Source organism: Leptothoe kymatousa TAU-MAC 1615, from assembly GCF_018739865.1.
GTDB classification, from domain to species: domain Bacteria; phylum Cyanobacteriota; class Cyanobacteriia; order Phormidesmidales; family Phormidesmidaceae; genus Leptothoe; species Leptothoe kymatousa.
In genome coordinates this window covers 17,254-34,757 of record NZ_JADOER010000017.1, presented here as the reverse complement: position 1 = coordinate 34,757, position 17,504 = coordinate 17,254, and the positions used below count along the sequence as shown (strand labels likewise).

Genomic DNA, 17,504 nt, shown 5'->3' with positions numbered 1-17,504 from the left:
GGGCCGAAATGGGCGTCATTTTACCGCCGAAGCGGACGTCATTGAGGTGCCGAAGTAGGCGTCATTTTGCAGGCTACAAATTTCGGCTAATTCTTCATCACTCTTTAGAATATTGAGCCAGTCTTGCTTACCAGAAAGCCTTCTCTGGTGACGATTTTGAATTTTGAACCAGGATTTGAAGATATAGTTCACTACCTTTTCGGCAGACATGTAGAAACGGGAGGGCTGACCGGAAAACTGAGCCTTGGATTTAAGCAGCTTGCAGTGCTTGCTAACAACATCAGATGGATGCCTACCTTTTTGTCGCCATATCTCAAAGTCAGGGTGACTCACAACATCCTGAATCAACTCATTGATCAGAGGGGTATTTTTCTCTGATGCAAGCTCCCAGAGATATTGCCGAGTTGCCTCTGCCGCTACAAGACGACATTGAATTGTAATTTGAGACATTTTAGAGAGTCTGAAATCCCTAAAGGGAAAATAGTTTATTTGTACTATTTTAACCTGAGTCTCTATTTTAGAGAACCAGATGGAATAAAGTTAATGTCTTCCCTGGTAAAGCTCCGGGAATGTTCTAACCGATTATTAGCTACGAATTTTGCATTGTAGCCATTGCACCAAATGACATTCTGCACCGACTACAATGCCCATCTTCCCAAAGGGACGGTATTTTGAATTTGGCCTCGCAGTTAGGGCATTTGGATAACAACTTCAGATTGTGGCGATCACACTTCCATTTTGACTTAAACTGCCACTCAATCCGATGACAGGGACTTTCCTGATAACAGGCCCCACATAAACGAATCGGCTCACACTTCATGCCTTCATCCTGTGGCGGCAGCATTGCCCAAAGGCGTTCTGAGGATATCCCCAGCAGTTTTCCCAAGGCCTCAAATTGTGGCTGAGTTGGATAAGGATTTAGATGAAACCGTTCCCATCGAGCAACGACTGCTCCAATGCCCGCAAGCTGGCCAAGCCCCCCTGCTGTTAAATGATTGCGATGCCTGACCCGTCCCACGAAATGACTGAGGCTTTCTCCCTCATAAGGATCTACATGAAACAGCCAGGGCTGAATCCCCGAATCAACCATCACTTGTACTCCCTGGCCACCTCTTGAAGCACTGACTTTTCTATCTTCTTCATGCCCTGGGTCAATGCGCGAATCGCAGCTTCTCGAAGTACCTCATCCAGCCGTCCAATATAACCCTCAGTCGCTTCAAGAAGAATTTTCTGCATTGTTTTACTAGTCAGATTAGAGGCCACCGGCAACTTCAAAACTGACTGCTCCCAAATCTTGACCGTTTTAACAAAATCTGTACCTGAGAGCTTGCCAAAGCGATGACACGCCCGGAAACGGTTGTAAACCTGCTCATCTCGCTTAATCACCGCATCAAGGCGGTCTGTACCCACCAGCACCACCGATATTCCTAACTTGTCGTAGAAGTCCCTTACATCAGCAAAGGTTTCTGGCTTCAGGCGGTCTGCCTCATCAATGATCAGTATTTCCACCTCACAGCCTTTAAGCACCTCCATCGTCCTACCCCGGAAGTCTGAAACAGTTCCTTTCGTTGCCCGATACTTTAGAAACTCAATGATTTCTTTGAAGAGTTCCTTCGAACCACACTTCTGTGGAGGCTGAATATAAACCACAGGCACAATTGGCTTTTTGCCTGTTTCTTGTTGAGGCTTATTACGGTAAAAATATGCCTCGCAGGCAATGGATTTACCGGTTCTGGATTCTCCCACAACCCGACATGACTGCCTTGCCTTACGTTTGCCGTCTAGCCAGTCGTGAAGCCGACTTACATGGTCAAGGGGTAGAATACTCTTTTTCCTAAGTCGAGCTGTTTCCGCTTTTAGCCAGGCTTCATCCTGTGTAGGCGCTCCTAATGTCTTGGCCAACTCTTGTGCCTGTGTCATATTTACCAAGCTCCACGCAGATCATCAAAATCAATAGGTTCAAAAACTTCTACATCCAAATTTGCTTCAACCTCAGGCTCTTCCTGCATTGTTATCACCTCAACAGATTCAGAAGTTTCAGCTTTAGGCGGTTGAGGCTTTGCCATAGCCTGCTCTGCTTTTTGACGCTGTTTACGGCTTTTCTTTTCTACTAACGCATCTCGCTCCAGGGCCTCCTGATGAATTGATTCATTAGAAAGGGTTTTGCCAGCGTTGCGTAATCGTTTACTACTGGCTTTGGCCTCGTCATAGGAAAGATGTTCAGTTTCGAGGCTTTGGGCATAGGCACGACAGAGAAAAGTCTCTTTTTCTTTTTCTCTGCGATAAATCAGGATAGTCGTAATGTCATTTGGATCAAACCTGAGAGAAACTGTCTCTCCCGCATACCCTGCCAGATATTCACCGCGAAACATCAAATTCTCAAACTGAAGGTATCCGCCTCGTTGTACCTTGCGACGGCTTGCTTTCATGAGGCAAACGTCTAAATGACGTTCGTCAATAACGTCAGGCACATTAGGCAAACCGGCTTCCCAACGCTGAAAACGGGTTTGGTCACCCATGCGGGCATCAATGCTTTGGTTGTATCGATCGCAAATAAACCGCACAATCAAATGCTCCAAATCCCTGAGCGTTAGTTTGGCGTCCTTCTCCGTTTGCTTGGGGCGTTCCTGCACATTTGAGCCAGTGTATCCAGGCAGGGTGGAAAATAACTGATCGTTCAAAGTCCGAAAAGGACGTTCTACTACACCGCCTTCAGATGGTCGATTACGTAGATGACAGGTAAAACCTAAGTCTGCACCAATTAGCCTGAGATGGTTAGAACGGAAGTCTTTGCCACCGTCTGTGTAGAAATTCTCTGGCCTGCCATAGGTGCCCCACTCACAGTTGAGTTTGTAGTCTGGGCCATAGGTTTTAGGCAGTATGGCATGGCGCAGGGCCAGGGCAACTACTTGAGAGCTGGGGGCATCAAAACCAAGATTAATACCCATGATGCAGCGTGAGTAGGTATCTATCACTGTGGTTAGCCAGGGACGGCTGAGTAGTTCACCATATTGGTCAACTAGCAACACATCGGCACGAGTATGGTCACACTGCCATACATGATTACTGTGTTCAACGGAGAGATCCTGCCCCGACCGGGTTTTGACTGCCAGTGTGGAACCTTGCCAACCAGGGCTGCGAATACTTTTGGTTTTTTCCTTTCTTTCAATAATGGGCTTTATGACGCGCAGAACGGTTTTGTAGCTGGGGGGGTTAGGATCGCCAACTTCACGAGCTTTTGCCTGTACCCTAACAGCCACCTGCTTGGGCTTCATCCGTTTACTGCCCTTGTTTCCGGCTGTGTAGGTTTTGATGATGAACTCTTGCCAGAATTCGGAAATACGGTATTTACCGCGATCAGTTCTACCTGCAGCAGCCAGACATGCTACACCCTCGGTTTCCCAACGTTTAATCAGTCGCTGTACTGAGCGGACAGAGCAGCCTAGTTTTTCAGCAGCGTCCCGTAATTTTTTGCCATAGGTGACACGATCGCATGGCTCAATTAATGTTTGCAGTACTTCAAGCTTAAACTGGGCTTCTTTAGATAGTTCGGTTGCGATGACGTGCGTCTCAGCCTTTGGTGGCTGGTCATTTTTTCCAGGTTCTGACGCCCCATGACTTTGAGAAGCATCAAGGAGCTTTTCATTGGGAGGCGTTGTATTGAGCTGCATTTGTACACCCCTAAAAACTGGCAGCAGTGGCGAAGGTAGCTTGCTATTGAGCAAACCAGCTTTATGCCCACTAACTGAACATGGGTTGAATTATAGTACAAATGAATTATCGCGTCATTTAATTTGTCACTTTTTTAGCTAACCAGAATCAAACCCTATCAAAACTAGGGTTTCTCGGTATCTGAACTAAAGTCATCTGGTAAGTGATCTAGCGTTACATTCAGGGAATCACACAGCGATTTCATTTGGGTAACGGTCAAACTCGCCACGCTGATGCCGCGTTCCCAATTGCTAACGGTCTTACTACTGACGCCAATAATCCGAGCTAATGCCTCCTGGGAAAGGCCAGCCTGCTCTCGCAACTGCTTGAAATTAGCTTGTCCAGACTGAGATGACGTCATATAAAAATTAATTTCTAGAAATTGAGTTGACAAAATCTGTGTGCTTCTAGAAAATGATTTCTAGTTCAGCCCTACCTAAGCTGACAACACCGGAATGTGCTCTATGTCAGTGTCTCACTCCGGTTTGACCTGATTCAACTACTTTTGTGATGAATGTTAGTCCATTGCATGTTTGGGCCATAATTCGCCTGCTACCAAAAATGCAGCGGGCGGTGGTCAATCGGTTTCGGCAACGGGCGGAGGCGGAAAACTGTCTGCAGGTGCTGCGTCGTTCGTCTCCGCAAAATGAATACACTCTGGTGTATTTGCCGCCGGGTGAGGAGGAGGCTAATGTGCTGATTCGTAGGGACTATAACCAACTGGTCAGGGACCGGATGCCGGAAATTTTAGAGATTCAGAATATGCGGTATGCGGTTGAGGAGATGAAGCAAGCTGAGTACTGTCAGGCGCTATGGCAGTTACTGGGTACTCAGATTCAGGTGGCTGTGCAGACGGTGGATGATGAGCTTTTGAAAGAGCTGGCTGATATTTTGGAAATTGTGGATGCGATCTCAGCTGTCCATAGTATTCAGCGCCATCAGATGCTGGCCTGTCAGATGCAAAGGCGTCTGGAACGGGGGGCTTTTGAACGCAGGTTAAAGCTGCTGTGGACAGAGCAATAAAAATGCTGAAGGAAGCTGTATTGATAGGAGCAGTCGCAATCTTCGAATAGGCTAAAACCCTTAAAGTCATCGAAGGGGGTAAAAATCAACAAAAATTGCTGGATCAACTGTTAGTTCTATGAATGTGTGAGGTAACCTGTCTACAGCTTTAACGTTCTCGTTATTGAACGGTCCTATCCTCATGCTGCCATCTGTTTTCGATACCTGTAATCCTCGGCCTGAAATTTTGGCTGGCGAGCTATCGCTAGATTTATTTGCGGCTAAGTTGCGCCTGGTGGTTGAAGGCAAGGCTCCCCAGGTGTATCAATCAGCAGAGACCTTTTTGCAAAATACCTTTGCCACAGATGGTTTGAAAACCTTGATGACCGAGGTGTTTGGGCGTTTAACAGGGAAATCCATGGGAGCGCCCGTCATTCGTTTAGAAACGAGCTTTGGTGGGGGTAAAACCCACGATGAGATTGCTCTATGGCATGTGGCTAAACAGGGGCGTCAGCTACAGGGGCTGGATCGGTTTGTAGATGATTTATCGTGGATTCCAGATCGCCCCATCCAGGTAGCGGCTATCGACGGTCGAGATATGGACCCGGAGTCTGGTGTATACCATGCTGAAACAGGCATTACCACCTATACCCTATGGGGGGAAATTGCTTACCAAATTGGCGGTATTAGTGGCTATCAGCTGATTAAGGGAGCTGATGAAAACCGCATTAGCCCTGGCACCTCAGTCATTGAGCGGCTGGTGGGGGATGAGCCCACCCTGATCATGCTGGATGAGATCGCCCGGTACTTGCGGGTGGCCAAGGCCAAGGTTGTCGCCCAGAGCACCCTGGCAGAGCAGGTGGTGGCTTTCTTGTTTGCCCTGATGGATCAGGCGGCTTCTTGTAGCAATCTGGTGTTTGTTTACTCGTTGGCCTCTGCGTCGGATACCTTTGCTAAGGAGACGGCAGAGGTGCAGCAGGAGCTGATTCGGGCTTCGGCCCGACAGGAACGGGTACTAAGCCCCAGTAATGATGTTGAAATCTACAACATTGTTAAACAGCGTATTTTTAGCAGTATTAGCACCAAGGCTGCCCAAGATGCTGCCGATGCCTATCTTCAGTCTTTTCGAGCTACTCGGGTAAATCTCCCCGATGGCTGTCGGGATGCCAGCTATGTAAGTGCCATTGAAAATAGCTACCCGTTTCATCCAGAACTGTTTAATTTGCTGACTAAGAAAATTGCCTCAATTCCTGAGTTTCAAAGGACACGGGGCGCACTGCGGTTATTCGCACGGGTGGTGCGACATCTATGGCAACATCCGCCCCAGGGTACATCGATGATTCATCCCCATCATTTGCCGGTGGGTATCGAAGATGAGCTGACCAGCGATTTGACGTCCAGGCTTCAGCGGCCCCATATGCGGCTACCCATTGGAGCGGATATTTACAATCCCAGTGGTCGCGAAGCCCATTGCCAGCTCCAGGACCAGGACTGGATCGCAGCGGGTAAACCGGCCTTTTCTAGCTGGGTAGCACGGACAATATTCTTGCATTCCCTCACCCAGGGCACCACATCCGGCATTCGTAGGGCTGAGTTAAATCTCTCGCTATTAACCCCTGGATTAGAAATTAGCTTTGTAGATCGGGCCTTAGAGCGTTTGGTGACCGTTGCCTGGTATCTGGATATTGACCCGATTACATCCATTGCCCGGTTTAAGGAAGAACCCTCGGTTAATAAGATCATTGCTGAAGAGAAAGAACAGGTGGGTCTAACGGAAGCCAAGGAAGACCTGAGAACCCGGCGGGATACGATTTTTGCGGATAAGTTCTTTAAGTTGATTGCGGCCCCTGATGGAGCTCATGATGTGGATGACACAGCGGATCAAATAGCCCTCTGTGTGATTGATTTCCAGGAAGCCACAGTGGCCAGCTCCTTGGATGATCCCCCTGATGCCGTACTACAAATGTTTGGCAATACGGGGGATTCAGGAAAGTTTCGTACGTTTCGGAATCGGTTGTTGTTTTTGGTAGCTAACCGTCAGGAACTAGATCGGGCAATTGACCTGGCAAAAGAGTTTAAGGCCATCAAAAATATTCTTGCCAGCCCCAATCGGTTAGATGATCTTTCTGAGACGCAACAAAAACAGATTAAACAAAAGCAAGGAGAGCTGGACTTGGCGGTGCGAGTAGCCCTGACCAATGCCTATCGTCATTTGTTTTATCCATCCAATGATGGGATTAAGGCACCGAAGGGATTGATGCATTATCCGTTGCCTGCCCAGGATGCCAGTACGGTGAAGGGGAATCGTAATCAGCAAGATGTAATCCTAAAGGCGCTTAAAGACTGTGGCAAGGTGCGAGGGGAGGATGCCCAGCCCTTTGCTCCGGCCTACGTTTTGCAGAAGGTATGGCCGTCGGGGTTAGATAGCCTGACGACCAAGGGACTGCGGGAGCAGTTTGCCAAGGACCTGGGGTTGAATATTTTGTTGGATGTGGAGGTCTCGAAGCTGCGGGACACCATCCGGAGAGGGCTGACCGAAGGCCACTGGGATATGAAGGTGGGTGAGCAGCTCTACATTAAGACTGAGGGGGCAACTCTGACAGCTCCGACTCAGTTGGAGTTTTCAGAGCGGATGGAGCTGCATCGCCGGGGCATTTTAAAACCGCCAGAGCCCAGGGTGATTGAGCTATCGGCCCAGGTGATCAAGGGAGGCGACGAGCATAAGGTAGAGGTGCGCTGGCGAGCGAAGGAAGCGCTCAAAGTAAGTCTGTATCAAGGCCAGGAACTGCTGGGGGATACTTACTTACCCTCTGATGCCTATGAAGGGACTATCGGTCAAACGACTGAGTTTCGACTGGTGGCTGATTATGGCAATGGGGAAACTGCAGAGGAGTCAACCACAGCGGTTATCTATGCACCAGGCACCGGGCCAATACCCCCCACATGGCAAGATGGCGGGGGCAGCTATGGCGGGGTGGGCCAGGGCAGCATTTTGACTAGACCTAAGCAATTGCAGCTGACTGGCAGTTTGAATAAGGTCTTTAATGACTTAGCAGATCGTATTCAGGATGATAAGATTCGGTGCTTTGAACAGATGTCGATTGCGGTGGATCAGGTTGTGGACTATCGCAAACTGGGTACAACGCTGCCGCTGCTGGTGCGCTATAGCTTTGATATTGAGCAGTTTGTGACGGTACAGACAGGTCAGCAGTTTGTAAGGCTGGAGTACCAAGGGGATGTGCGAGGATTTCAGAGCTTTTTTAGTACGTTGAATGGTTTGCTAAACCAGCCTGAATCTCAGGCCACACTAACTTTGAAAATTATGTTTAAGTTTGAGCCTGCTATTGCGGCGGATGGGTCAGAACTAAAGGCACTGCAGCAAGCGTTACAGCGCAATACATTAGATCGCGTGATTTTAAATGCCACTGTAGACTATTAACCTGGGTGATATGCATTAGAGTATGTAAGCCGTTTAGGATTAGGGGTTATGCAGGAGTTTCAGTTGCGGGTGCTGCCATTAAGCAATAATGACTTTGCGCTGGAGCTTTATCAGTGTGCTTATAAGCAGGCTGGCCAAAAGAAGCGGCCCCCAGCTCAGCGGATAGGTCAGCTTAAGGGACAACCGTTGATTCGGGCACGGCAGGCTATTTATCAGTGCTTAAAAGACAATAATTATGATCCCCAGACTTTGAGCTATCGGCGGCAGAAGCCCTATGTGTTAAATGAGCAGTCGGGGGTGAGCATGGCGTTGCTGTTTCAAACGCTAGAGCCACTATCGAACCCGGAACGGATTTCGAGTATTGCTGATGGAATTACGGCGATGAGCAATGAAGAGGCTCATTATTGGTTTGCGATGGTGAGTAATGGAAAAAGGCGACCAGCGCTAAAAGCTATGCGTGTACTACTTGGGAACTAGATAAACTTTACATCTTGTCCAAGGATTGAACACAATCATCATCAAAGTTATCCCCTACTGCTCCAAAATTCATACAGAGTTATACCTGTTCCTGTGACAGGCGTCAGATTAGTTGATAGGCTACACAAATTTGCGAAAGAAGCTTATTAGGTGAAGTTTCAACCATATACATACTGCTGGAATGAATGGCTGATCGCTATGGAATGGATAGCTGATCGCTAGATAGCATGAAACCTCTAAGCCAGGACGAAGCTCAGAGGATTAAACTATGCCTAATGAAAATGGCACAGAAAGACTGCATTAGATTTCTGGAAAAAGTACGGTGGAACCAGAAACCTCAGTGTCCATATTGTAGTTCGCTCCGTGCTTCATCGATTGAACAAGAAAAACGTTATCACTGTAACGACTGCTTTACGTCATATAGCGTTACAGTAAACACAATTTTCCATAAAACCCATGTAAATTTACAAAAGTGGCTGAGAGCTATTCTGATATATCAGGGTGCTACGCCCTCAATCAGTGTACGAAAACTAGGCCAAGAGCTAGGAGTTAGCAAAAACACAGCAGCGAATATTCTCAAACGCCTAAAAGAGGCTACCCCTCAAGAGCAAAAGCTTTTGAAGGCAATCATGAAACACCTACGTAAACTGAAGTAATTGCATAATGACCTATGGGCACTACCAGAGCACTTGCAAAACCTACTTATTCGTTAACCCTAATTTTTGTTCTTATTGGCACGATAATATTTTTTATCATAGCCATACCTTCTCTCTATTCCTTACATGAGGAAGGCAAATTTCTTGACGGGATAGGAATGATCATGGCTACTTTGGGCGTAATTATTCCCTTAGGTTTTGGCATGCATGACAAAAAAATACAGCAAAAACAATCTGCATTAGATAGTAGTGAAGCTAAGCTTAATGACATATCAATCCAACTCTTGAATAACATCACGGTTATTCATTTGAACTCTCAAGAATCTCTCTTAAAGGGAGTGAATAAGTTAGGGAAGGGCGAATTGTTAAAAGCCTCGGCATTAAATGCTAATGATATCGAGGCAATACTCCCTCCTCAGGTATCAGATAGAACCGACATGTTGCTGAGTGAGGCCTCAAAAATAGCGGAAGAAATTGATTTTCGACGGAATATTGCCAATCATATCGAACAAAATTCTGAAGAACTTAAATATCTCTCAGTTGAAGCTGCAGATAGTGTGCTGGATGAACTAAGCCCTGAGCACCTCCAAAAGCTGGAACTAAAAGAGCTTGATTCTAGAGGAAGTTTCTATGGAGATATTTACTTATACCTTAGAGGATGGCTAAAACTTAGCATCGAATATGATATCCCGATGCCTGAGGGACGAATTATTCAATCACACTTAGATCGGAAACTGTATATTGATACCCTCAAATACATTCGGGATCAACGGGTAGATGCTTTTAAGTTAGAGGAAGAGAAGCCAAAAAGCGTGGTCAGAAAGTATCTAAATATTCTCATTGAGAAACTAGAAAATAATTGAGAATAGCTATCTAGCCATTGCTATAGAGAGATAAATCTGACCACGCATTGCAAAACTGAATTAGAAACTTATCCTTGTTGACCTGGTGGACGGCGATACTGATTCCAATTAGTTGCTTTCACTTCCTCCTTAATTTCTTCTACTTCACTTTCAAAAACCTTTACAGCTAGCTTTTCTGTATTCTGTAAAGCTCCTAACAAATCCTGAACAGACTCTTGAGCCTCTTTGACTTTGGGCTTTAGGGTAGGTTTTTCCATGTTGTCCATGGGTATTTTATCCTCAACGAGCTTCAAAAGGACCAGAGCATCTTGAACGAGGCTCTGGAGTGATCTCACTGCTCCTTGACCGAACTGAGGGGGATTTACCATGGTTTTCTGCTCGAATATGCTTTGCTAGCAGATTGCTTGGGCTAAGCAATCTGAAGACAACCAAATGTCCAAAGATGGCAGTATGGTAAGCTTCGCAACCGGGAAGATCCACACCGCAAACTGGGACACCTAAATCCCAAACAGGTGAACTTGAAAGCAGCAGTTTTTCAGGTACTCCTATGCTAATACAAAAGTACTAATTTGAGTAAGTGATTTTTACCGTTCGATTTACTCAAAGAACGATGATCAAGATGAATGTGGTTACTGCATAGATTAGAACAAATTTCCATCTCTCAAGATCTACGTTATCTGTCTTAATCAGGTAGTCATTTTCATGATTTAAATGTCTGTGAATTTTGACAAAATTTATCGCTAGATTAAGCGAGTTTTGGAGTGTGAAGTTTCCGTTACAGAAGCATTCAAATTAGCGGATCAAACCGCCATTATTCAGAGATTACAGGTAGAAATAAATCGTCTTCGAGGTCAAACGGGTAGTTTACTAGTGCTGTAGGTTCATTACTGATTTGTCATATTTATGGCCTTGATAACTCTGGCATCGGTGGCAGAAGTCCTATTTGCTAGATGAGCAGTCAGGGGTGAGCATGGCACTGCTTCAGGCTGTTTCAGACGCTAGAGCCACTATCGAGCCCGGAGCGAATTTCTAGCATTGCTGATGGGATTGCGGCGATGAGCAATGAAGAGGCTTACTATTGGTTTGCGATGGTAAGTAATGGGAAAAAGCGACCTGCATTAAAAGCTATGCGAGTGTTGCTAGGAGAATAGATTTACCCTAGTTCTTTGATGAAGGACGACGCAAAATAAGCTTCAGGCCACCCATAGCACCGGTTTGTACTCCAGTACCAAGCAAAGAGATTTTTCCCTCACCTGAAACTTCCGCATAAATTTCCATCTCGTCCACTTCAAAGCCACCTACTTTAGCATTTAGATCTTTCATGACTTGATCGAGACGCCCCAAAAAAGTCTTTAGGCTATCGGCTAGTTTTTGAACCTCTATTTCTCCAGTTGCAACCGTCCTTAAATCATCACTACGTAGGTCTGATTCAGAAACAGACACAATAGAAATTTTTTGCTCATCCATCATTACTCATCCAGCTAATCACTTTAGAAAAGTCTATGATGCAATTCTATCGTGATTCAATAGAAGCATAGGGTTGCCATAAACCTTATAGCTTAGCCGGGTAGGATCATCTTGAAGCTCCTTACGTGCAATTCTTGCTGCTTTCAAGACGGAACGCATAGATATTTCAGACGCGCTACCAACCGTTGATGAGCTTATCTTTTTAGGATAGAGGTGTTGATAAAAACTAATTGCAAATTCACAGGCTGAATTGCCAGGAACCTTCATAATTGTGCCAAGCATTGCACTGGCGTTACCTCTAGTAGCTAGCTGATATGCCCAACCTCCTAGTCCAGCGACACCAGGACCAATAATCCCTGTTTCACATCCATTCAAAAAAACTAAAAAGCTCTCATTTTCGTCTAACGCATCTCTTAAATCATCAGGTGTTACTGAGTCATCCTCTAGTTTAAGAATGGATGTATCTGCATCTTCAGCTTCACTAACACCGTGGCAAATTAAATGTAGTATGGATCGACAACCACAGCTAAACGCATTGAGCACATCGTCAAATGATGGATGAATTGTTGAGAAGTTGACATGCTCATAATCTCTTAAAAGAGTTTGAATGGCAGTTTGTTCTTTTTGGGCAAATTCTCCAGAAATGGCTTTGACCATGTCAAAGCGACCAACTGCAAGCGAGTGTTCTGGCGGGCTCTCTGGAAACCAATGGGCAATGTCATATTGCTCACAGAAAAAAGCTTGATCAGGAACTTCTTGTGATGTATTTAGCCTTACAGGAAATATAAGCTCCCAAGGAATAGGTTCTTTTGAAACTACTTGAATAGTTTTTACCTTGCCCTTGATCTGATGCCAATACACATCATCAAACTCATGGTCGAATAGAGAGCGATACAAGTCTTGTCCGTACTTTCTCAATCTATAATTCAGCTTTTGACGTCCTTTTTTAGAACGCATATCTTTATTAAACCCGTCAAACTTCTTATTAAGAAGTTCTTGATAGCTAGGCCCCAATTCCTGAGAATGTAAGGGCCTGTAGAAAAGATCGGCCCCACTGCTTTTAGAAGACTTAAGAATATACGTATAACGGAATTTATTGTTCAGTAATTCGTCACGTCTTACGATTATTGCTAAATCTGGCCCTGGGATCTCACCACTTTCATCAATAACAACACGAACCATTCTTACTCCTTAAGGGCCTTAGTAAAAAGTTTGGTACAACCAAGGTATCGACTATCTTGAAAGAAGTCTATTTCAATAGATTTAGAACCAGTTTTCTTGGGAGTTAGGTTGAAAGTAATTGTATTCTGCTGATTATCTGTAGAGATTTCTATAGTTTTAAGATTTTGATCTAAGTCAAAATCATGTCTGGAAACATAAATATGGGCACCAATTTTAATTTTCTTGGGGTTTGATTTTTCGGGTGGTGCATCATACCCAGTTACAGGGATCACATGAACCTCCAGTGGAAAGGGCTGCCCAACGTGCACGTTTTCAGGCAAGAGAGCTTTTATATCACTTTGCATTAACGAACCCTCTCCCGATTCACTTGCGTTTTTTTGTACTCTTGATTGCGACTTATCTCTTGATTGCGACTTATCTCTTGATTGCTGCTTGTCTATGATGGACGCCACAACCCAGCATTTTGTTCGACTTAGGGGACGAGTTTCATAAATTCGAACAATATCACCCGCTTGACAAGCATTTTCTTCATCATGGGCTTTGTATTTTTTTGTACGGACTACGGTTTTGCCATACTTAGGATGCCTAACTCGATTTTCCACTGCAACTACAACGGTTTTATCCATCTTGTCGCTAATAACAGTTCCAGTAAGCGCGTTAGCAGGCACTCTATGCTCCTTCTTATGGTTGCTTCCTTGGATTTTGTTCCCATATTTAACCATTGAACTGCCCTGCCTAGAAAGGCTATATAGATAGTTGTTACATGCTGTATTTTTTGCTACAGACACCCTTAAATTTAGAGATGTCTTACCACAATATCTATTCAGGTAAAAAAAACAATAAAAACCAATAACTTGTACGGTCTACCCGTGAAATGCACGAACCCAGCAAGGCTTTTAGCTAAAAGCCTCTGAAAGAAAGGGTTTAGCAAGCATCAACTTCACTAGCCAATGATTGAAATAGACATGAATACAGTTACTACCTCTACTTCTTCGGATGCGTGAACTTTAAGTCAAGTCCTAGTGACAGAAAAATATAACTGCCACATATTGACAAAAATCAATCCACTTAGTTTATTTGTTAGATTTTTCTTGCATGCAACTTATTATTTCTTAATGAATAGCTTGTTGGATGTGAACGACTAGGATGTGAACGACTAGGATGTGCTGATAGCTCATATCCTTTAGGCCATAGAGTGTCTCTGTATGTCTACTTATAAACGTAGGTCAGTATTTATAGAAAAAATATTCCCGGTTAAGCTGCTGAACCAGCAGGTGTATTACGAGCATGGGGGAAATCCGTTTAAGGGGCTGCATCGGTGGTATTCGCGGAAGCCGCTGTCGTTTAGTCGGGCGAGTGTGCTGGGGTCGCTGCTGCCGGATACGGTGACGATGGAGGAGTTTGAGTATCTGCTGGGGTTGGAGAAGCGCCTGGCGGGGCAACCGGATACGACGACGAAGCTGTATAAAACGCCACCGTCAGCCGAGCGGATCAAGCAGGTACATGATCTGTGTGAGCAGACCTGGGGTACGCGGACGCCGACGGTGCTAGATGCGTTTGCGGGTGGGGGCAGTATTCCGTTTGAGGCGGTGCGGTATGGGTTGAATGTGCTGGCGAGCGACCTGAACCCGGTGGCGGTGGTGACGATGAAGGCGGCAATGGAGTATCCGCTGAAGTTTGGCCCGGATTTGCAGCATGAGATTGATAAGTGGGTGAAGTGGGTTGGGGATGAAGCGGAGAAACGGCTAGCAGAGTTTTTCCCATCACAGGAAGGGGAGACGGTTCAGAATTATTTGTGGGCACATACGGTGGTATGTCCGCATTGTGAGTCGGTGGTGCCGTTGAGTCCGAATTGGTGGTTGAGTAAGACGAGTAACTATGCTGGCCCTGGACAAGAGAGAAAAGTTACGAGCGATTGGTATGCAGTAAAGCCAATTCCGAATCCAGCAGAGAAACGAGTGGATTTTGAGTTGGTGAAGGGACCAAAGGGAAAGGGGGCGACAATTCAGACTCCTGAAGGAGATTTTGATCCGAATAGCTACAGCACAATTAGTCGTGGAACAGGAAAATGCCTAAATTGTGGAAACATAATTGACAACGATTATATTTGCTCACCAAGCAAGCAAAGTAAACTGGGGCATCAACTCTATGCTGTCGCCTGTAAAAAAGGAATAGATTCTGTCGAGTTTTCAACACCTAGAGAGTGCGATTTACGAGGCTTAGAACTTGCAAACAAGACAGTAGAAAATAGTCTAAGTGATTGGGAGTTAGCAGGATTGATTGGGCATGAGCCAACCCCAACCAATCGCCAATACTCTATGGTAAGAAACTACGGAATTAATGAATGGCATCAATGTTTTAACTATCGACAAATTCTCACATTAAAAACCTATGCTGAAATTCTAATTACAGCTAAGGGAAAAATTATTACAGAGCATACTCCTGAACAGTCTGAAGCTATTCTCACGTATCTAGCATTTATTTTTGATCGATGTGTCGATACCAACTCTATTTTAAGTAATTACGACGCAACTCGTATGAATATTGCTAGAGCTTCAGCTCAGCATGCTCTAAATCTAATGTGGAATTATCCTGAAAATGCAGGTGACAAAAGATTATGGAATGCCAGTGTTTCAGCAGTAGCATCTCATTACGAAGGTATTTGCAAGTTCTTAGATATTAGAGGCGCATCAACAATACCTGATCTTAGAAATTCAGCTCTCAGGATACTTAAAATAGATACGGCCTCAGCAGACAACCTAAATCACATACCTGATAAAACTATTAACGCTGTTATTACTGATCCGCCATATTACGGAACTATTCCTTACGGAGATATATCCGATTTTTTCTATATCTGGCAAAAAAGAATTCTTGGGGAGACTTTCCCGGAACTCTATTTTTCAGAATTAACGGATAAAGACCGTGAAGCTGTCGCCAATCCAGCTCGGTTTCAAAATATGGGCGAAAATCCTGAAGAACTTGCCAATCGCGACTACGAAGCCAAAATGGCCCTCGCCTTTGCCGAATACCACCGAGTCCTCCGCGACGACGGCGTAATGACCGTCCAATTCAACCACAAAGACTCCGGAGCCTGGGACGTTCTCGCCAAATCTCTCATCGACGCCGGATTTGAAATCACCGCCAGCTGGGCCGTCAGTACCGAAAACCCCCAAAACCTCCACCAAGCCCAGAAAAACTCAGTCTCCAGCACCGTTCTCCTCGTCTGCCGCAAGCGCGATCCCAACGCCAGTTCAGCCTGGTGGGACGACATCCGCCCCGAACTCTCCAACCTGGTAGAACAACGCGCCCCCGAATTTGAAGCCAACGATATCGACGGCATTGACCTCTACCTATCCGCCTTTGGCCCCGCCCTCAACGTCTTTAGCCGCGCCTGGCCCGTCCTCGACAGCGCAGGCAACGAAATGCGCCCCGAAGTCGCCTTTGCCGAAGCCCGCAAAGCCATCGCCAACTATCGCTTCCACAAACTCCTCCAAACCGACACCGCCGGATTTGACCCCTTAACCCAGTGGTACATCCTCGCCTGGGATGCCTTCCGCGCCCGTGAGTTCTCCTTTGATGAAGCACGCCAGCTCGCCCTGGCCATCGGCGGCTTTAACGTCTCTGACCTCAAAGGCACCTACAAACTTCTTAGCGTCAAAAGCGGTAATTGCAAACTGCTCTCCCCCCAGCAACGGCTACAAAAACGTGCCTTCGCCATCAGCCCCGACGACTTCTCCAGCCAGCACCTGGTCAACGGCCTCCACGCCATCATCGCTCTATATCTAGAAGAGCAAAGCATCGAACCCGTCCGCCGCTTTATCAAAGCCACCGGCCTGCTAAGCAACGACCTCTTTATGCGTTCCTGGGAAGTCGCCCTCAAAGTCATCCCCCGCATCGGCGACGAGCGCAAACGCATCCCCGAAGAAAAAGCCCTGGCCGACCTATGGCTCGCCATGGACGAAATCCAGGCCAAAGTCATCTACGAACAGCCTGAGCTAGAGTTTGAAGAAGGACAGATAGGATTGTTTTAAGCCCTTGCCCAACCCCAGCCATGCACCCTGAGCCAAAAAGGTAAGCGAACCATGACCGCATTTTTAATTAACCTCAAGGATAATCCACCCGCCGCTGAGCAGTACCTGCAACTAGAAGGCGTGACCTGGCAGCAGTATGATGCGCTGGTGGCCTTATTTATCGACCAATTTCCCGCCCTACGCATGACCTACCTGGAGGGCACCCTGGAGCTTATGACCACCTCCCCCGAACACGAGCGCCTCAAAAAAATCATCGCCCGGTTGATAGAAGCCTTTGCCGAAGAAGCCGACATTGACCTCAATGGTTACGGTTCCGCCACCTTTCGCCGGGAAGCTGCCGCCCGTGGTCTAGAACCAGACGAATGCTACAGTCTGGGCGAACTGGGCGATGCCCCGGACATTGCCATTGAAATCGTCCTCACTAGCGGCGGCATCGATAAGCTGGCAGTTTATAAAGGTCTGGGCGTCCAGGAAGTATGGTTTTGGGAAAACCAGCAGTTTAGCCTGTATAGCCTGATCGACCCAGAAGTAGGCTATGAAGCGCTGTCAGCTAGTCGTTTACTACCTGGATTAAACTTTGCTGTGCTGGCCCAGTTTGTGGATTCTCCCAGTCAGACCAAAGCTGTCAAAGCCTTTCGGAAAACGCTTTGAAATTAGACTGCAAGCATATAGT

Annotated in this window: 15 protein-coding genes and 2 pseudogenes; 8 read left to right on the top strand and 9 right to left on the bottom strand. The window is 46.2% G+C overall.

Going from position 1 to position 17,504, the window contains the following annotated elements; translation table 11 throughout:
* Positions 1–15: 15 nt before the first annotated feature.
* From cas12k to IXB28_RS16390, 5 genes are all read right to left on the bottom strand, one after another.
* On the bottom strand, positions 16–450 hold the full coding sequence (gene cas12k, locus IXB28_RS16410; RefSeq protein ID WP_215619695.1) for a type V CRISPR-associated protein Cas12k: 435 nt from the start codon (positions 448–450) through the stop codon (positions 16–18).
* Between the two features lie 139 nt (positions 451–589).
* Positions 590–1,090, bottom strand: coding sequence for a TniQ family protein (locus IXB28_RS17135; protein WP_216863066.1), 501 nt, complete (start codon positions 1,088–1,090; stop codon positions 590–592).
* On the bottom strand, positions 1,090–1,920 hold the full coding sequence (locus IXB28_RS16400; protein ID WP_215619693.1) for a TniB family NTP-binding protein: 831 nt from the start codon (positions 1,918–1,920) through the stop codon (positions 1,090–1,092). Before IXB28_RS16400 ends, IXB28_RS17135 begins: the two co-directional genes overlap by 1 nt.
* Before the next feature lie 2 nt (positions 1,921–1,922).
* Positions 1,923–3,671: a Mu transposase C-terminal domain-containing protein gene (locus IXB28_RS16395; protein WP_215619692.1), complete on the bottom strand. Its 1,749-nt coding sequence runs from the start codon at positions 3,669–3,671 to the stop codon at positions 1,923–1,925.
* Positions 3,672–3,835: 164 nt separating this feature from the next.
* Positions 3,836–4,072 (bottom strand): helix-turn-helix transcriptional regulator, encoded by a 237-nt coding sequence (locus tag IXB28_RS16390; RefSeq protein ID WP_246559844.1) that lies wholly within the window; start codon positions 4,070–4,072, stop codon positions 3,836–3,838.
* Between the two features lie 149 nt (positions 4,073–4,221).
* Here IXB28_RS16390 and IXB28_RS16385 point away from each other — a divergent pair, with 149 nt between their 5' ends.
* The 5 genes from IXB28_RS16385 to IXB28_RS16365 all read left to right on the top strand — a co-directional run bounded on the left by IXB28_RS16385 (position 4,222) and on the right by IXB28_RS16365 (position 10,148).
* The gene (locus IXB28_RS16385; RefSeq protein ID WP_215619690.1) at positions 4,222–4,734 is read left to right on the top strand and encodes a nucleoside triphosphate pyrophosphohydrolase; all 513 of its coding nucleotides are present in this window, start codon (positions 4,222–4,224) and stop codon (positions 4,732–4,734) included.
* Positions 4,735–4,915: 181 nt separating this feature from the next.
* Complete coding sequence (locus tag IXB28_RS16380; RefSeq protein ID WP_215619689.1) at positions 4,916–8,152, top strand: ATP-binding protein; 3,237 nt, start codon at positions 4,916–4,918, stop codon at positions 8,150–8,152.
* Positions 8,153–8,200: 48 nt separating this feature from the next.
* Complete coding sequence (locus tag IXB28_RS16375; RefSeq protein ID WP_215619688.1) at positions 8,201–8,629, top strand: DUF7680 family protein; 429 nt, start codon at positions 8,201–8,203, stop codon at positions 8,627–8,629.
* 227 nt (positions 8,630–8,856) lie between these two features.
* On the top strand, positions 8,857–9,285 hold the full coding sequence (locus IXB28_RS17130; protein ID WP_407659220.1) for a transposase: 429 nt from the start codon (positions 8,857–8,859) through the stop codon (positions 9,283–9,285).
* Positions 9,286–9,449: 164 nt separating this feature from the next.
* Positions 9,450–10,148: a hypothetical protein gene (locus IXB28_RS16365; RefSeq protein ID WP_215619686.1), complete on the top strand. Its 699-nt coding sequence runs from the start codon at positions 9,450–9,452 to the stop codon at positions 10,146–10,148.
* 68 nt (positions 10,149–10,216) lie between these two features.
* Here IXB28_RS16365 and IXB28_RS16360 read toward each other — a convergent pair whose 3' ends face one another.
* Positions 10,217–10,516, bottom strand: coding sequence for a hypothetical protein (locus IXB28_RS16360; RefSeq protein WP_215619685.1), 300 nt, complete (start codon positions 10,514–10,516; stop codon positions 10,217–10,219).
* 563 nt (positions 10,517–11,079) lie between these two features.
* Here IXB28_RS16360 and IXB28_RS17125 point away from each other — a divergent pair.
* Positions 11,080–11,299: pseudogene (locus tag IXB28_RS17125) on the top strand (DUF7680 family protein); the annotation flags it as partial.
* Positions 11,300–11,306: 7 nt separating this feature from the next.
* Here the strand turns inward: IXB28_RS17125 and IXB28_RS16355 are convergent.
* From IXB28_RS16355 to rpsQ, 3 genes and pseudogenes are all read right to left on the bottom strand, one after another.
* Positions 11,307–11,618 carry a Pepco domain-containing protein gene (locus tag IXB28_RS16355; protein WP_215619684.1) on the bottom strand — a complete coding sequence of 104 codons (312 nt, stop codon included), beginning with the start codon at positions 11,616–11,618 and terminating at the stop codon, positions 11,307–11,309.
* A gap of 30 nt (positions 11,619–11,648) precedes the next feature.
* Entirely contained in the window at positions 11,649–12,797 is a 1,149-nt protein-coding gene (locus tag IXB28_RS16350; RefSeq protein WP_215619683.1) for a CHAT domain-containing protein, read from the bottom strand.
* A gap of 431 nt (positions 12,798–13,228) precedes the next feature.
* A pseudogene (gene rpsQ, locus IXB28_RS16670) lies at positions 13,229–13,465 on the bottom strand (30S ribosomal protein S17); the annotation flags it as partial.
* A gap of 537 nt (positions 13,466–14,002) precedes the next feature.
* On the opposite strand from rpsQ, the gene IXB28_RS16340 reads away from it, so the two are divergent.
* Together IXB28_RS16340 and IXB28_RS16335 are read left to right on the top strand one after the other, a co-directional pair.
* A complete protein-coding gene (locus tag IXB28_RS16340; RefSeq protein WP_215619682.1) occupies positions 14,003–16,831 on the top strand; it encodes a DUF1156 domain-containing protein in 2,829 nt (942 codons plus the stop codon).
* Between the two features lie 51 nt (positions 16,832–16,882).
* Positions 16,883–17,482, top strand: a complete 600-nt coding sequence (locus IXB28_RS16335) for a Uma2 family endonuclease (protein ID WP_215619681.1) — start codon at positions 16,883–16,885, stop codon at positions 17,480–17,482.
* Positions 17,483–17,504 lie beyond the last annotated feature (22 nt).

Excerpts from the sequence above, each read along its gene's own strand:
- cas12k (WP_215619695.1), bottom strand. The coding sequence starts at position 450 with ATGTCTCAAATTACAATTCAATGTCGTCTTGTAGCGGCAGAGGCAACT.
- IXB28_RS17135 (WP_216863066.1), bottom strand. The coding sequence starts at position 1,090 with ATGGTTGATTCGGGGATTCAGCCCTGGCTGTTTCATGTAGATCCTTAT.
- IXB28_RS16400 (WP_215619693.1), bottom strand. The coding sequence starts at position 1,920 with ATGACACAGGCACAAGAGTTGGCCAAGACATTAGGAGCGCCTACACAG.
- IXB28_RS16395 (WP_215619692.1), bottom strand. The coding sequence starts at position 3,671 with ATGCAGCTCAATACAACGCCTCCCAATGAAAAGCTCCTTGATGCTTCT.
- IXB28_RS16390 (WP_246559844.1), bottom strand. The coding sequence starts at position 4,072 with ATGACGTCATCTCAGTCTGGACAAGCTAATTTCAAGCAGTTGCGAGAG.
- IXB28_RS16385 (WP_215619690.1), top strand. The coding sequence starts at position 4,222 with ATGAATGTTAGTCCATTGCATGTTTGGGCCATAATTCGCCTGCTACCA.
- IXB28_RS16380 (WP_215619689.1), top strand. The coding sequence starts at position 4,916 with ATGCTGCCATCTGTTTTCGATACCTGTAATCCTCGGCCTGAAATTTTG.
- IXB28_RS16375 (WP_215619688.1), top strand. The coding sequence starts at position 8,201 with ATGCAGGAGTTTCAGTTGCGGGTGCTGCCATTAAGCAATAATGACTTT.
- IXB28_RS17130 (WP_407659220.1), top strand. The coding sequence starts at position 8,857 with ATGAAACCTCTAAGCCAGGACGAAGCTCAGAGGATTAAACTATGCCTA.
- IXB28_RS16365 (WP_215619686.1), top strand. The coding sequence starts at position 9,450 with ATGGCTACTTTGGGCGTAATTATTCCCTTAGGTTTTGGCATGCATGAC.
- IXB28_RS16360 (WP_215619685.1), bottom strand. The coding sequence starts at position 10,516 with ATGGTAAATCCCCCTCAGTTCGGTCAAGGAGCAGTGAGATCACTCCAG.
- IXB28_RS16355 (WP_215619684.1), bottom strand. The coding sequence starts at position 11,618 with ATGATGGATGAGCAAAAAATTTCTATTGTGTCTGTTTCTGAATCAGAC.
- IXB28_RS16350 (WP_215619683.1), bottom strand. The coding sequence starts at position 12,797 with ATGGTTCGTGTTGTTATTGATGAAAGTGGTGAGATCCCAGGGCCAGAT.
- IXB28_RS16340 (WP_215619682.1), top strand. The coding sequence starts at position 14,003 with ATGTCTACTTATAAACGTAGGTCAGTATTTATAGAAAAAATATTCCCG.
- IXB28_RS16335 (WP_215619681.1), top strand. The coding sequence starts at position 16,883 with ATGACCGCATTTTTAATTAACCTCAAGGATAATCCACCCGCCGCTGAG.